Consider the following 15153-nt stretch of genomic DNA (forward strand, 5'->3'; position numbering starts at 1 on the left):
TTTTTATCCTCTTTGTGGTTTATCATCCTTATTTTTGCATGTCAAGTAAAATAAATCATGAAGAAGCTCCAAGATATTCTTATCTCAACCAGAACAATGGCTGTGTTGTTACTGGTATTCGCATTTTCGATGGCCTATGCCACGTTTTTAGAAAACGATTACGGAACTCCAACAGCAAAAGCATTAATTTATGAAGCAAAATGGTTCGAACTGATCATGGTTTTGCTTATTTTAAATTTCATCGGAAATATCGCAAGATACAGACTTTGGAAAAGAGAAAAATGGCCGGTTATGGTATTCCACCTTGCATTCGTGTTTATTTTCGTTGGGGGTGCCATTACCAGATACATCAGTTTTGAAGGTACAATGCACATCAGAGAAGGTGAAACTTCAAACGAAATTGTAACCGACAAAAATTTCTTTAAAATTCAGATTGAAGAAAAAGGTGATGTTCTTAATTATCAAGATGTTCCTTATCTTATGTCTCCTTTGCACAAAGATTTTAATGCGACTTACGACTTCCATGGAAAGGAAATTAAAGTTGTAACGAAAGATTACGTTCAAAGAAAAAAAGACAGCTTACTGGCTGATCCAAGCGGTGCAGAATATCTACATCTGGTATCTACAGGAAAAACAGGAAGACAAAATATCTTTATTAAACCTGGTGAAACGAAGTCTATTAATGGAACTTTAGTTACATTCAACAGAGCAATTGAAGGCGCAGTAGAATTTAAATCCGAAGGAGGGAAAATATTCATTAAAACTCCTGTTGATGCTACATATATGACGATGGCAACTCAGGCTACGGGAAATACAACGAAAGACGAATTCCAACCTTTAGCTTTGAGAAGTTTATATAGCATTAATGAGCTAAAACTAGTTGTTCCGGAAGGTCTTAAAAAAGGAAAATTACTATCTATTGAAGGCGATAGAAAGAAAGACGCTAATATTCCTGATGTTTTAACAGTGGAACTTCAAGGTCCAAAAACAAAACAATTGGTAGAGCTTTCTGTAGAAAGAGGAAATCCAAATGCTTACAAGCAAGTAACAATGGATGGTTTAAACATTATGGTCGGTTTCGGTCCTAAAGTTTATAACACTCCTTTTGCACTTAAATTAGATGATTTCGTAATGGAAACATATCCCGGAAGTTCATCTCCGAGTGCTTACGAAAGTCACATTAAGATTATTGACGAAGGAAAACAAACTCCGTATAAAATTTATATGAATCACGTTTTAAATCATGGAGGTTACCGTTTCTTCCAATCAAGTTTTGATCCGGACAGAATGGGTACCGTACTTTCTGTAAACCACGATTTCTGGGGAACTTTGATCTCTTATATAGGATACACACTATTATTTTCAGGAATGTTTATTATTTTCTTCTGGAAAGGAACTCACTTCTGGAAATTAAATAAAATGTTGAAAGACGTTAACAAGAAAAGAGCAGCAATGGTTGTGCTATTGTTCTTAAGTTTAGGCTTAAATGCTCAAAAAATTGAAACTCACGGAACGACGGACGGAAGCAGAGAACACGTTCACGTAGAAGGTGACGGTCATACGCATGCGGTGGCTCCGGAAATGGCTCAAACGCAATCTGCACCACAGCAAAACTCTTTGGCAGCTCCATTGACAAAGATGAAAGTGATTACTGCTGATGAAATTATCGCAAGAAATAAAATAAGCGAAGAGCATGCTGATAAATTCGGGTATCTTTTGGTTCAGAATTTTGAAGGTAGAATTGTTCCTATCAACACAGAAGCGCTTGATATTTTAAGAAAATTATACAAAAAAGACGCATTCAGAGGAACAGACGGAAAGTCGCTTACGGCTAACCAGTGGTTTTTGTCAATTAATACAGATACTCCGAGCTGGACAATGGTTCCTATCATTTATGTAGGCTCAAAAGGAGGTGATGAATTGAAGAATAAGACAAAGGCAAATGAAGACGGATATACTTCATTGATGAGTCTTTTCCCTGCTGATGCCAACGGAAATCTTACATATATTTTAGAGGATGATTACAATAGAGCTTTCCGTAAAAAACCGGCTGACCAGACGAATTATGATAAAGAAGTAATTTCTGTAAACGAAAGAGTTCAGATCTTCAACGAATTCTTTAGCGGTCAGTTTATGAGAATTGTTCCTGTGAAAAATGATGCAAATCACACTTGGCACTCTTGGTTAGACCAAAAATTCGAACCGGACATGGAATCTCAGCAAGTAATGGGACCTTATTTTGCAGAAGCATTGGCAGCTCAAAAATCAGGAGACTGGAGCAAAGCAGATGCTGAATTGGCAAAGCTTTCAGAATATCAGCAAAAATGGGGGAAAGCGGTTGTTCCTTCAAAATCTAAAGTTGATTTAGAGGTATTCATGAATAAAGTGAATATCAACTTCAAATTATTAATTTTCTATACAATAATTGGAGGATTGCTATTGATGTTAGGTTTTGTTGAATTATTCAAGCCTAATAAGCTTTTAAACAAAATCATTAAAGTAATTATTGTCATTGGTTTATTCGGATATATTTTCCACTTCTTAGGATTGGTTGCAAGATGGTATATTTCAGGTCACGCACCTTGGAGTAACGGCTATGAAGCGATTATCTTTATTTCCTGGGTTGGAATCTCGGCTGGTTTAGCTTTATATAGAAACTCAAATGCATTAATTCCTGCAGCAGGATTTATGGTGGCAGTAATTATGATGGGATTTGCTCACGGAGGTTCAGCTCTTGACCCGCAGATTACGCCATTGGTGCCTGTATTGAAATCATACTGGTTGATCGTTCACGTTGCGATTATTGTTTCAAGTTATGGTTTCTTTGCCCTTTCAATGATTATTGCGGTAATCAATTTAGTATTTTATATTATTTCTAGTAAAGAAACATACAAAGTTCACCACGATACAACATTAAAAGAATTAGTGATCGTATCTGAAATGTCTCTTACCATCGGTTTATTTGCATTAACAGTAGGTAACTTCTTAGGAGGGATCTGGGCGAATGAATCTTGGGGTAGATACTGGAGCTGGGACCCGAAAGAAACTTGGGCTTTCATTTCCATCATGGTATATGCTTTTGTTTTACACATGAGATTAGTTCCTGGATTAAGAAGCAAATGGGCATTCAATGTAGCAACAATGTTTGCATTCTGTTCAATGGTAATGACGTATTTTGGAGTAAATTATTACTTAAGCGGACTTCACTCTTACGCAGCAGGAGATCCTGTTCCGGTTCCGGCTTGGGTATACATCGGACTTGCATCGATGATTATTTTATCTGTAGTTTCTTATGTTAAGTTTAAAGCTTTAAATAAAAAGTAAAATTTAAAATCATATTAAAAAAATCCCGGAAAGTAATTTTCGGGATTTTTTGTTGGAATAATAACCATTAAGTTTTTCTTAAGTAGTTAAGAATATTAAGCTACATTGCGAACTTAAAAACATAAAGTAATTAAAAAAACTTTAGCTCCTTGCGTTAAAAAAGCATTAGAGAACAAAAGCAAAAAATCGTTCGTCATAAGGATAGATGAGTCTACATACAAACTTCTGGAAAATGGGGAGGGGATGAATTCAGAAGTGTAAACGGACAGATTGAGTATTTGCTACATCAAAAACTGGTGGAATCGGGACGAAAGAAAAAGGAATAGAAATAATCACTTTCAACAAAAAAGAAAAGCAGAGAAATAGTTCTCTGCTTTTTTATATTCAATATATCAATTAATTAATCAAATATCCCTGTAAAGTAACCGCTGATCACGCTCCAGAAGTTTTTTCCAAGAAAATAGATAAGGGTAGAAGTGATAATTCCTTTTACGGTAAAGAATATAATTCCGCCGATCCCGAATTTTTTCACCAAACTTTTCCATTTAGAGTTTTTTTTCTGCTCTTCCGGCTCGTTTATCGTTTTATTATTTTCCATTTCTGAAATTCAAATGATTACCCTACAAAGATAAGCATGTTTATAATTAGTCCAAATAAAAAAGTCTTTAAAAAATTAAAATTTTGGGATTCGCATAATATTTTTATCTTTAGAGGAAACGAAAAGTAATATTTATGTCTAAAAAAGTCAAAGATTTCGGGATCGAAAAAACACTCAAAAATCTAGGTATTAAAGATGAAAATAAAGGAACTTCCATAGGTGGAAAATACTTTGCTTCAGGCAAAACGATTGAAAGCTATTCTCCTGCTGATGGAAGATTGATTGGTAAGATAAAAACTTCCGGAGAAAGCGATTATGATAAGGTAATAGAATCTGCCCAAAAAGCATTTTTGGAATTCAGAATGATTCCAGCTCCGAGAAGAGGAGAATTAGTAAGACAATTAGGGTTAAAACTAAGAGAATATAAAGATGATCTGGGTAAACTTGTTTCTTATGAAATGGGTAAATCTTTGCAGGAAGGTTTAGGTGAAGTTCAGGAAATGATCGATATCTGCGATTTTGCAGTTGGTTTATCAAGACAGCTTCACGGCTACACGATGCATTCTGAAAGACCGGGTCACAGAATGTACGAGCAGTATCATCCGCTTGGAATTGTTGGGATCATCACCGCTTTCAACTTTCCGGTAGCAGTTTGGGCTTGGAACACAGCTTTATCTTGGATATGCGGTAACGTTACGATCTGGAAGCCATCAGAAAAAACGCCTTTCTGTGCTGTAGCTTGTCAAAATATTATGGCTGAAGTTCTTAAAGAGAACAATATCTCAGAAGGAGTTTCAAGTTTATTGGTTTCTGATCATGAGATCGGACAAAAATTAGTTGAAGATAAAAGAGTTTCTCTGGTTTCTTTCACAGGTTCTACAAGAGTCGGAAGAATGGTTTCTTCTAAAGTGGCAGAAAGATTCGGGAAATCTATCCTTGAATTAGGCGGAAATAACGCCATTATTATATCTAAAGACGCAGATATCGACATGTCGATCATCGGAGCTGTTTTTGGAGCTGTAGGAACGGCTGGTCAGAGATGTACAAGTACAAGAAGACTAATCATTCATGAAGATGTGTATGACGAAGTAAAGAAAAGATTGGTTAAAGCTTACGGTCAGTTGAAAATCGGAAATCCATTAGATGAAAATAATCACGTTGGACCGCTTATCGATGTTGATGCTGTAAATCAATATGAAGAATCAATCAAAAAATGTAAAAAAGAAGGCGGAAAATTCATCGTTGAAGGTGGAGTTTTGGAAGGAAAAGATTACGAATCCGGATGTTACGTAAAACCATGTATCGCTGAAGTGAAGAATTCTTTCGAAATCGTTCAACACGAAACTTTTGCACCGATTTTATATTTAATTAAGTATAAAACATTGGATGAAGCGATCGCTATTCAGAATGATGTTCCTCAAGGTTTATCTTCTGCGATCATGACTCAAAACTTAAGAGAAGCAGAATTATTCCTTTCTCATGCAGGTTCAGACTGTGGAATTGCCAACGTAAATATCGGAACTTCCGGTGCTGAAATCGGTGGTGCTTTCGGTGGTGAAAAAGAAACTGGAGGTGGTAGAGAATCCGGTTCAGATGTTTGGAAATACTACATGAGAAGACAAACCAATACTATAAATTACACAGCCGAACTTCCTTTAGCACAAGGAATTAAGTTCGATTTGTAAAAGTTTTAATTTAAGTTAAAACAATTAAAAAATTTAAGAGATTTAGATATTCAGAAATTCCAGTCACTAATTTCTAAATCTCTGAATTCCTTAATCACTAAATTTAAAAAAATATGGAACACACAATAGATATACAGGCAAATAAAGTAAAAGAAACAGTAGGAAAGCACGTTTTGGCAGACGGTTTTGATTTCGTGATGGATATCGAAAGATCTCACGGATCATGGCTGTATGACAAGCTTTCAGACAGAGAATATTTAGATATGTTTTCGATGTTTGCATCAGCTTCCATCGGTTATAATCACCCTTACCTTCTTGAAAGATCGGCTTGGTTGGGGAAAATGGCTATTAACAAACCCACTTTGGCAGACGTTTATTCTGAGGAATATGCTCACTTTTTAGAAGTTTTCGAAAGAGTGGTTATTCCTGAAGAATTACAGTATGCTTTCTTTATTGAAGGCGGAACTTTAGGTGTAGAAAATGCGATGAAAGCATGTTTCGACTGGAAAACCCGTAAGAATTTTGAAAAAGGACTTCAAACAGAAGCCGGAATTTGTATCCATTTCAAGCAGGCATTTCACGGACGAAGTGGTTATGCGTTAAGCTTAACCAATACTTCTGACCCAAGAAAATATCAATATTTCCCGATGTTTGACTGGCCAAGAATTCTTAATCCGAAACTAACTTTCCCGATTACTGAAGAGAACTTAGAAGAAACGATCAAGAACGAAAGATTGGCTTTATTAAATATCGAGGAAGCAATTTTAATGAATCCTGATAAAGTAGCGTGCATCATCATTGAACCGATTCAGGCTGAAGGTGGTGACAACCATTTTAGAGATGAGTTTTTATTAGGTTTAAGAAAAATATGTGATCAGAATGAAATTCTTTTGATTTACGATGAAGTTCAAACCGGTATCGCAATGACAGGAAAAATGTGGGCTTTCCAACATTTTACTGCAAAGCCGGATATTATTTCTTTCGGGAAAAAAGCTCAGGTTTGTGGAGTTTTGGCGAATAAAGAAAAATTTGATCAGGTTCCGAATAACGTTTTCAGAGAAAGTTCAAGAATTAACTCCACTTTTGGAGGGAACTTTATCGACATGCTTCGTTTCCAATTGGTGATGGAAGTTATCGAAAAAGAAAACCTTGTTGAGAATGCCAGAATTGTGGGTGATTATTTATTGGACGGTTTGAAAAATCTAGCTCAAAAATATCCTTCAAAAATTTCAAATGCGAGAGGAAGAGGGTTGATGTGTGCGATAGATTTACCTTCGTCGGAAGAAAGAAATCATTTAATTAATGAACTTTTTAATGACGGCTTAATCATCTTATCGTGTGGAGGTCAGTCAGTTCGATTCAGACCTCACCTGAATGTGACTAAAGAGGAAATTCAATTAGCTTTAGATAAAATTGAAAATAATATTAATAAAATTTAAAACTGAAGATTTGTAATTTTAAAAAAAACATTGTACATTTAGATACTCAAACGATATAGAACATGGAAAGAAGTACGAGAGTATCCGTTTTTGAAAGTGATAAACCTTCAGAAATACAGTTAATCAAATCTAAATTGGATGATGCACAGATTACAAATGCAGTTGAAAACAGTTATCTGACTTTTACAACGACGCCAACGGCAACATCGTTAAAAATTATGGTAGATTTGGAACAAGAAAGTAAAGCATTTGAGATTATCGATGCTTACCTTCAACAAAGTGAAAACCAATAAAAAAACAATTTCATAATTTTAAATTTTACTACTTCGAACCGAAAATTGATTAACATTAATTTTCGGTTTTTTTTGATCCTTTTTTGAATAATAATTTAATCTATTGATTTTAATTAATGATTAAAATATAGGTTTAACGTTTAATCATTATTTTATTTTTAATATCTTTAGGGTATATTCTAAAATTATTAATAATGACAGAACAAATAATTGGTTACTCAGGAGCATTAATATCATCAATATCATTTTTACCGCAAGTCATAAAATTGTGGAAGACAAAATCTGGGGATGATCTATCGATGGTTACCTTATTTTTCCTTACATTAAATGCGATACTTTGGGTTATTTATGGATTGATGAAGGATGCAAAACCACTTTGGATCACCAATATTTTGATGCTAAGTATGTTGATCGTAATGATTTTTCTTAAAATTGTATATAGAAAAAATACACCTGTTTCTAAAAAATAATAGCAATAAATCTTAAATTTGTTATTTATATAAACAAAGTCGTTTCACTTATTCTTGAAAAACAAAAATACTAAGTATGTCGATTAGTTCTTATTTAAACAAAATTTAATCAATTCATTTAATTAAATAATCTGATATTCAGGGATTAAATAATTATTTTCACAAAAATGTATGTTTTGCATTTAACTTCTGATCACAAAAATTATCAATAGATATAGTTTTCATGAGCTTTTCGGGGTGATACGTGCAGAACAGGTACAACTTTTAAATATTTCAATTTTCAATATTAAAATAAACATGACGCAAGAAATTAAACTAAGGAAAGCCGAAATTGAAGACAGAGACCTTATCTGGGAAATTATCCAGCAAGCAATTGAAAGAAGAAGAATAGACGGAAGCACGCAGTGGCAGAACGGATATCCCAATCTTGACACCGTAGAAAGTGATATTGCAAAAAACTTCGGATTTGTTTTAACAGTAGACGGAGAAATTGCAGTTTATGTAGCGCTAATTTTTAATGATGAACCGGCTTACAGCACGATCGAAGGCGCTTGGTTGAGCGACGGAGAATTCGTTGTTGTTCACAGAGTGGCTGTTCATGAAAAGTTTGCTGGACAAGGATTAGTGAAAAAACTTTTCGATCATATTGAAAGTTTTACCAAAGAAAATGGGGTACAAAGTGTAAAAGTAGACACGAATTACGATAATATTGCCATGCTGAAAATCCTTGAAAAACAAGGATATTCTTATTGTGGAGAGGTTTTTCTGGCTGGTGGCATGAGGAAGGCATTTGAGAAGATTATTATTTAATCCAAAAGTTAAATCAATCTTTATTGAATTTTTAAAAGATACTTCATTTATAAACTCTATCGAGTTTGTTCGTTTAGTTCTGAACTAATTTTTACTTTTGCTTCAAATTAATATACAATGCATAAAAGTATAGAAATTGATGAAAAAATATTTCAGGATGCTGTTAAATTCTACGGTACCGTTTTCAATCTACCACCGTTAGCTTCAAAAATCTACGCCTATCTTCTTTTCGATTATGAAAAGGTGGGTATTACGTTTGACGAGTTTGTGGAAGTGCTTTCTGCCAGTAAAAGTTCTGTTTCTACGAGCATTTCTTTACTACTAAGCTCACAACTTATTGTAGATCACAATAAAATGGACGAACGGAAACGATATTTTTTCATCAATGATGAGTACAAAAAGATAAGATTTGAAAAAATAGTTCAAAAGATGAAGGACGAATTAAAATTATTGGATGATTTAAACAATTTCAAAAAAGTAAAAGATGATGGTTACGACGAAAAAATTGAAGCTTATAAAGCTCTTTTAGATAAAAACATAATAAATATTCAAGAATCTCTTAATAAACTATAAAATGAATAATAAGCTAGTTATACTTTCTATTGCGGCATTCTCACTAGCTGCCTGCAAAAAAGAAGCTCCAAAACAGGATGGCGCAAAACCATATCCTGTAATCAATGTGGAGGCAAAAAATATCGTAGGTTATCAGACATTTCCGGCTACCATTCAGGGTAGGGTGAATAATGATGTACGTGCGAAAATACAGGGATATATCACTCAGGTTTTAGTAGATGAAGGGCAATATGTTACAAAAGGACAGCCTTTATTCCGTCTTGAAACTAATATTTTAACAGAAAACGCTGCTGCTGCAAAAGCAGGAATTGGCGCGGCTGAGTCAACGATCGCAGCTTCTCAGGCAGCGGTAAATGCAGCTCAGGTTGAAGTAAATAAATTAAAGCCTTTGGTTGCTAAAAATATCATCAGTGATGTTCAGCTGCAAACTGCACAGGCAAATTTATCTCAGGCAAAAGCTCAGTTGCAACAGTCAATGGCTGCAAAACAACAGGCTTCGGCTAACTATAAAGGAGTTGCGGCAAATATCGAATATTCTATCATTCGTGCGCCTATTTCAGGAGTTATCGGAAAGCTTCCTTTAAAAGTGGGAAGTTTGGTTGGTCCTACAGATCAGACAGCTTTAACAACAATTTCAGACACTTCTGAACTGTTTGCTTATTTCTCAATGAATGAAAAAGAATATTTTGATTTCTTAGAAAAATCTCCAGGAGCTACATTGCAAGAAAAGATCAAAAATCTTCCCATGGTAGAATTACAACTGGCAAACGGAAGTATTTATTCTGAAAAAGGTAGAATTGAAGCGATTACAGGACAAATTGATGCTACAACAGGGACGATTCAGTTTAGAGTTGCCTTCACAAATCCACAGAAATTATTGAGCAACGGTAACAGTGGATCTATCAGACTTCCAAAAGCTTACGATAATGTATTGGTGATTCCGGAAAGTGCAACTTACGAGCAGCAAGGTATCGTTTATGCTTATAAAGTTGATAAAGGTGATACTGCGAGAAATGTTGTCATTAATGTGATCGACAGAATCGACAATATGGCTTTAATAAAATCCGGTGTTAATAAAGGTGAAATGATCGTTGCTGCAGGTATCGGAGGTTTAAAACCGGGAACTGCTGTGAAGCCAAAACCAGTAAAAATGGATAGCCTTGTTCAATCTATAAAACCGAAATTCTAAAATGATTAAAAATTTTATAAACCGACCGGTTTTATCCACCGTAATCTCAATTTTGATTGTGATTCTCGGTGTTTTGGGATTAATTTCCCTGCCAGTCACACAGTATCCAGATATTGCACCTCCCACAGTAAGCGTTTCAGCAAACTACACCGGAGCCAATGCGGAAACTGTTATGAAAAGTGTTGTAGTACCTTTGGAAGAACAGATCAATGGGGTGGAAGGAATGGACTACATTACTTCCAGTGCAGGAAATGATGGTTCAGCGCAGATTCAGGTATTTTTTAAACAAGGAATTGATCCGGATATTGCTGCGGTAAACGTACAGAACCGTGTTACCAGAGCTACACCGTTGCTTCCAAGTGAAGTTACACGTTCCGGAGTTGTAACGCAGAAACAGCAAACGAGTGCCTTGATGTATATGTCTTTCTATTCTGAAAATAAAGATTTAGATGATGTATATCTTCAAAACTTCCTGAATATCAACGTTATTCCAAACTTGAAAAGGATTAATGGTGTAGGTGATGCCAACGTTTTCGGGGGTAAAAACTACTCTATGAGAGTTTGGTTGGATCCTTCAAAAATGGCAGCTTACGGATTGACTCCGGATGATGTTACCACAGCGATCAACGAGCAGAGTAGAGAAGCGGCAGCTGGTTCTATCGGGCAAAACAGTGGTAGTTCTTTTGAATATATCATTAAATATGTCGGAAAATTCAACGAAAAAGATCAATACGACAATATCATCATTAAAGCGCTTCCTGACGGACAGAATTTGATGTTGAAAGATGTTGCTAAAGTTGAGTTGGCAGGACAATCTTACACAGGAATCGGGGAAAACGGAAACAATCCATCCATCAGTATGGGTATCTTCCAGACACCGGGTTCTAATGCTCAGGAGATCATTAAAAATATTAAAACTTACCTAAAATCAGCAGAAGGAAGCTTCCCTGAAGGTGTAAAATATACATTTAACTTTGATACCAACGAATTCTTGGATGCATCGATTGAAAAGGTTGTTCATACCTTAATTGAAGCATTTATATTGGTATTTATCGTGGTTTATATCTTCTTGCAGGATTTCAGATCTACATTGATTCCGGCCATTGCGGTTCCGGTATCTATTGTAGGGGCGTTTTTCTTCCTGAATTTATTTGGATATTCATTAAACCTTTTAACGTTATTCGCATTAGTTCTTGCGATCGGTATTGTGGTAGATGACGCGATTGTCGTCGTCGAGGCCGTTCACGCCAAGATGGAACACGGTATTTCCGATGCTAAAAAAGCGACTGTTGAAGCGATGGACGAGATCACAGGAGCTATTATTTCAATTACTTTGGTAATGGCAGCGGTATTCGTTCCGGTAACGTTTATTACAGGTCCGACAGGGGTTTTCTACCAGCAGTTTGGTATTACGCTGATTATTGCGATCATCATTTCTGCAGTTAATGCATTAACATTGAGTCCGGTTTTATGTTCATTATTCTTAAAGCCTCATGATGCGCATCATGCAGAATATAAAAGCTTAAACTTTTTACAGAAGTTTTTCTATAAATTTAATATTGCTTTCAAAACGACAACAGATCGTTACGGAAGAGGGTTTGTGTTCTTGTTAAGACACAAATGGGTTACTTTGATCATCTTTGCTGTTACAGGAGGTATTTTATTCTGGGCAAGTTCTACGATGAAAAAAGGTTTCGTACCTACAGAAGACAGAGGGATCATCTTTACTGATGTACAACTTCCTCCGGGTGCTTCGATGGAAAGAACGTACAATGCTTTGAAAACGCTTCAGGCTAATGCTATGAAGGTTCCGGGAGTACAAAATGTGACGATTTCTACAGGTAGAGGTTTCTTATCAGGAAACGGAAGTAATAACGGTCTTGCTTTCATTAAATTGAAACCATTTGACGAAAGAAAAAAAGACAATCAGACTTCTGAAGATATTACTAAAAAACTATTCGGTATTTCAGGAAAAGTTCCGGATGCGAAAGTAGTATTCTTCCAACCACCGAGTGTACCAGGTTTTGGTAACAGTGCCGGTTTTGAAATGGTATTGCTGGATAAATCAGGAGGTGATTACGCCGACCTTGATAATAAAACAAACGAATTCATCGGGAAATTGATGCAAAGACCTGAAATTGAATTTGCTCAGTCATCATTTAACACAAAATATCCTCAGTATCAGATGGACATTAATGTTCCTTTGGCTAAACAGATGGGAGTTTCTGTAAGTACCATTCTAAGTACGATGCAGGGATACATCGGGGGTATTTACACCGCTGACTTTACAAAATACGGAAAACAGTTCAGAGTAATGGTTCAGGCTCTTCCTGAAAACAGACAAAACATCAATAACTTAAATGAATTGTATGTAAGAACCGCTTCCGGAGTAATGTCGCCGATTTCTCAGTTTGTAACGTTGAAAAAAGCATACGGTCCGCAATCAGTAAGCAGATATAACTTGTTTACTTCAGTGAAAATTACTGGAGCTAACTCTGCAGGATTCAGTTCTGGGGATGCAATTACGGCAGTTCAGGATGTGGCTAAGGAAACTTTAAATCAAAATTATGATGTAGAGTTTACGGGGTTAACAAGAGAAGAATTAAATTCAGGATCTCAGACATTATTAATCTTTGGTTTAAGTTTAATTTTTGTTTACTTCATTCTTTCTGCTCAGTATGAAAGTTATATTCTTCCGTTGGTCGTGGTAATTTCTCTTCCTCTTGGGGTAATGGGAGCTTATTTTGGTCAAAAAATTATGGGCTTGGAAAACAATATTTATTTCCAGATCGCCCTGATCATGCTAGTCGGATTACTCGCGAAAAATGCCATCTTGATCATTGAATTTGCTGTACAAAGAAGGCATCACGGTGAAACGATTGTAATGTCTGCCATCAATGCTGCAAAAGCTAGATTAAGACCAATTTTGATGACTTCATTTGCCTTTATCTTCGGTCTATTACCGTTGGTTTTAGCAAGCGGAATCGGAGCAGTGGGTAACAGATCTATTGCAACAGGTGCCGCGATCGGGTTGTTGATCGGTACAATTTTAGGTCTTTTCGTAATTCCTGTTTTGTACGTGATTTTCCAGACTTTACAAGAAAAAGTGAAACCTATTAAAAGAGAAGAAATCAATTTAGCAGAATAATTTAATTAGAGAAGTTAGAGGTTAGATTTTAGAAATTAGTTTTTAAATCTAGCTTCTAACCTCTAGTTTCTAACTTCTAATTACAAAAAATGAAGAGTTTATTAAACATCATAAAAGGAATAACTTTTTCAGTCGCAATTCTTGCAGCCGTTTCATCTTGTATGGCGAGAAAAGAATATGAAAGACCGAAAAATGTTGTAGACGAAAAGCTTTTCCGTACAGATATGCTTCCTACAGACAGTGTGAATATCGCGAACATTTCCTGGAAAGAAATTTTCACCGATCCGATACTTCAAGGGCATATCAATAAAGCTTTAGAAAATAATTTAGATATAAGAATCGCTTTGCAGAGTATTACTTCTGCAGAGGCCTATTTAAAGCAAAGTAAAGCAGCATACGAACCGACAATAAGTGTTGGTCCAGGCTATTCTTTCCAGACTCAGTCTTTAAATACGCAAACCGGACAGTTATTCGGAGACAGAAGATATATTAACCAACTTGATATTACTGCAAGTCTTGGTTGGGAAGCTGATATCTGGGGTAAATTAAAAGCTCAGGAAAAAGCTCAGCTTGCTACATATTTAGGAACTGTAGCAGCCCATAAAGCCGTAAAAAGTGACTTGGTTGCCTCTGTTGCTTCTGCGTATTATCAGTTGTTGACGTATGATTCTCAGAAGAAAATTATTACGGAAACAATTGCAGTTCGTCAGAAAAATTTAGAAACAACTAAAGCTTTAAAAATATCAGGAACCGTTACAGAGGTTGCCGTTCAACAAAGTGAAGCGTTGGTTTTCAATGCACAATCTTTATTGATCGATATTGATACTCAGATCCAATTATTGGAAAATACAATGAGTTTATTGATGGGAGAGCCTTCTCACGCAATCGAAAGATCTACGTTGGAATCACAAAAAATCCCTATTGATCTAAAATTAGGATATCCTGCTCAATTGCTGGCAAACCGTCCGGATGTAATGAGAGCAGAATACAGTCTGATGAATGCTTTTGAATTGACAAATTCTGCAAAAGCTCAGTTTTATCCTACGTTGAAGATTACAGGAAGCGGAGGAATTCAGTCTCTAGATATTGATCATTTATTTAGTGTAAATTCATTATTTGCAAGTGTAGTGGGAGGTTTGGCACAACCTATTTTAAATAAGAGAGCGATCAGAACCAATTACGATGTAAGTTTAGCTAACCAGGAAACAGCGTATTTGAACTTCAGAAAAACGGTTCTTACAGCCGGAAAAGAAGTTTCTGACGCCATAAGAGTTTTCTCTGTTCAGGATTCTTTTATTGAATTAAAAGAAAAAGAACTGGATGCTTACAAAAAATCTGTAAACTATTCTCAGGAGCTTGTGAACTACGGTATGGCCAACTATCTTGAAGTATTGAATGCCAGCGTAAATTCATTAAACGCAGAATTGAATATTTCAAACGCAGAATACAGTAAAATGAAAGCCGGAATAGACCTTTACCAAGCTTTGGGAGGCGGATGGCAATAGTCATTTAATCATAAAAAGTAAAAACGCATGTTAATTAATTTTAGCATGCGTTTTTTTTAGATAAAATTTATATCATTAATTTACAGCTATTTATATTGTTATAAGTTAATTTCATTTGT

General features: G+C 35.5%; 11 protein-coding genes. 10 read left to right on the forward strand and 1 reads right to left on the reverse strand.

Annotated elements, in window-relative coordinates:
- The first annotated feature begins 57 nt into the window (after window positions 1–57).
- On the forward strand, window positions 58–3324 hold the full coding sequence (gene ccsA / locus EG348_RS18320) for a cytochrome c biogenesis protein CcsA (protein WP_123984406.1): 3267 nt from the start codon (window positions 58–60) through the stop codon (window positions 3322–3324).
- 400 nt (window positions 3325–3724) lie between these two features.
- On the opposite strand, the gene EG348_RS18330 is transcribed toward ccsA, so the two are convergent.
- The gene (locus EG348_RS18330; RefSeq protein ID WP_123984407.1) at window positions 3725–3922 is read right to left on the reverse strand and encodes a hypothetical protein; all 198 of its coding nucleotides are present in this window, start codon (window positions 3920–3922) and stop codon (window positions 3725–3727) included.
- A gap of 134 nt (window positions 3923–4056) precedes the next feature.
- Here EG348_RS18330 and EG348_RS18335 point away from each other — a divergent pair, with 134 nt between their 5' ends.
- The 9 genes from EG348_RS18335 (at window position 4057) to EG348_RS18375 (ending at window position 15034) form a co-directional block, all read left to right on the forward strand.
- Window positions 4057–5607, forward strand: coding sequence for an aldehyde dehydrogenase family protein (locus EG348_RS18335; protein ID WP_123984408.1), 1551 nt, complete (start codon window positions 4057–4059; stop codon window positions 5605–5607).
- Window positions 5608–5720: 113 nt separating this feature from the next.
- A complete protein-coding gene (gene lat, locus EG348_RS18340; protein WP_123984409.1) occupies window positions 5721–7046 on the forward strand; it encodes an L-lysine 6-transaminase in 1326 nt (441 codons plus the stop codon).
- Between the two features lie 62 nt (window positions 7047–7108).
- Window positions 7109–7339 carry a DUF2007 domain-containing protein gene (locus EG348_RS18345; protein ID WP_072406526.1) on the forward strand — a complete coding sequence of 77 codons (231 nt, stop codon included), beginning with the start codon at window positions 7109–7111 and terminating at the stop codon, window positions 7337–7339.
- A 194-nt stretch (window positions 7340–7533) separates the two neighbouring features.
- On the forward strand, window positions 7534–7809 hold the full coding sequence (locus EG348_RS18350; RefSeq protein ID WP_123984410.1) for a SemiSWEET family sugar transporter: 276 nt from the start codon (window positions 7534–7536) through the stop codon (window positions 7807–7809).
- Between the two features lie 297 nt (window positions 7810–8106).
- On the forward strand, window positions 8107–8619 hold the full coding sequence (locus EG348_RS18355; protein ID WP_123984411.1) for a GNAT family N-acetyltransferase: 513 nt from the start codon (window positions 8107–8109) through the stop codon (window positions 8617–8619).
- Window positions 8620–8736: 117 nt separating this feature from the next.
- Window positions 8737–9192 (forward strand): transcriptional regulator, encoded by a 456-nt coding sequence (locus tag EG348_RS18360; RefSeq protein ID WP_123984412.1) that lies wholly within the window; start codon window positions 8737–8739, stop codon window positions 9190–9192.
- 1 nt (window position 9193) lies between these two features.
- Complete coding sequence (locus EG348_RS18365) at window positions 9194–10381, forward strand: efflux RND transporter periplasmic adaptor subunit (protein WP_123984413.1); 1188 nt, start codon at window positions 9194–9196, stop codon at window positions 10379–10381.
- Between the two features lies 1 nt (window position 10382).
- Window positions 10383–13529 (forward strand): efflux RND transporter permease subunit, encoded by a 3147-nt coding sequence (locus tag EG348_RS18370; protein WP_123984414.1) that lies wholly within the window; start codon window positions 10383–10385, stop codon window positions 13527–13529.
- A gap of 89 nt (window positions 13530–13618) precedes the next feature.
- Window positions 13619–15034, forward strand: coding sequence for an efflux transporter outer membrane subunit (locus EG348_RS18375; protein ID WP_123984415.1), 1416 nt, complete (start codon window positions 13619–13621; stop codon window positions 15032–15034).
- Window positions 15035–15153 lie beyond the last annotated feature (119 nt).

The sequence above is a fragment of the Chryseobacterium sp. G0201 genome (assembly GCF_003815655.1).
In the GTDB taxonomy this organism is placed as follows: domain Bacteria; phylum Bacteroidota; class Bacteroidia; order Flavobacteriales; family Weeksellaceae; genus Chryseobacterium.

Coding starts and splice junctions, on each gene's coding strand:
- ccsA (WP_123984406.1), top strand. CDS start 58: ATGAAGAAGCTCCAAGATATTCTTATCTCAACCAGAACAATGGCTGTG.
- EG348_RS18330 (WP_123984407.1), bottom strand. CDS start 3,922: ATGGAAAATAATAAAACGATAAACGAGCCGGAAGAGCAGAAAAAAAAC.
- EG348_RS18335 (WP_123984408.1), top strand. CDS start 4,057: ATGTCTAAAAAAGTCAAAGATTTCGGGATCGAAAAAACACTCAAAAAT.
- lat (WP_123984409.1), top strand. CDS start 5,721: ATGGAACACACAATAGATATACAGGCAAATAAAGTAAAAGAAACAGTA.
- EG348_RS18345 (WP_072406526.1), top strand. CDS start 7,109: ATGGAAAGAAGTACGAGAGTATCCGTTTTTGAAAGTGATAAACCTTCA.
- EG348_RS18350 (WP_123984410.1), top strand. CDS start 7,534: ATGACAGAACAAATAATTGGTTACTCAGGAGCATTAATATCATCAATA.
- EG348_RS18355 (WP_123984411.1), top strand. CDS start 8,107: ATGACGCAAGAAATTAAACTAAGGAAAGCCGAAATTGAAGACAGAGAC.
- EG348_RS18360 (WP_123984412.1), top strand. CDS start 8,737: ATGCATAAAAGTATAGAAATTGATGAAAAAATATTTCAGGATGCTGTT.
- EG348_RS18365 (WP_123984413.1), top strand. CDS start 9,194: ATGAATAATAAGCTAGTTATACTTTCTATTGCGGCATTCTCACTAGCT.
- EG348_RS18370 (WP_123984414.1), top strand. CDS start 10,383: ATGATTAAAAATTTTATAAACCGACCGGTTTTATCCACCGTAATCTCA.
- EG348_RS18375 (WP_123984415.1), top strand. CDS start 13,619: ATGAAGAGTTTATTAAACATCATAAAAGGAATAACTTTTTCAGTCGCA.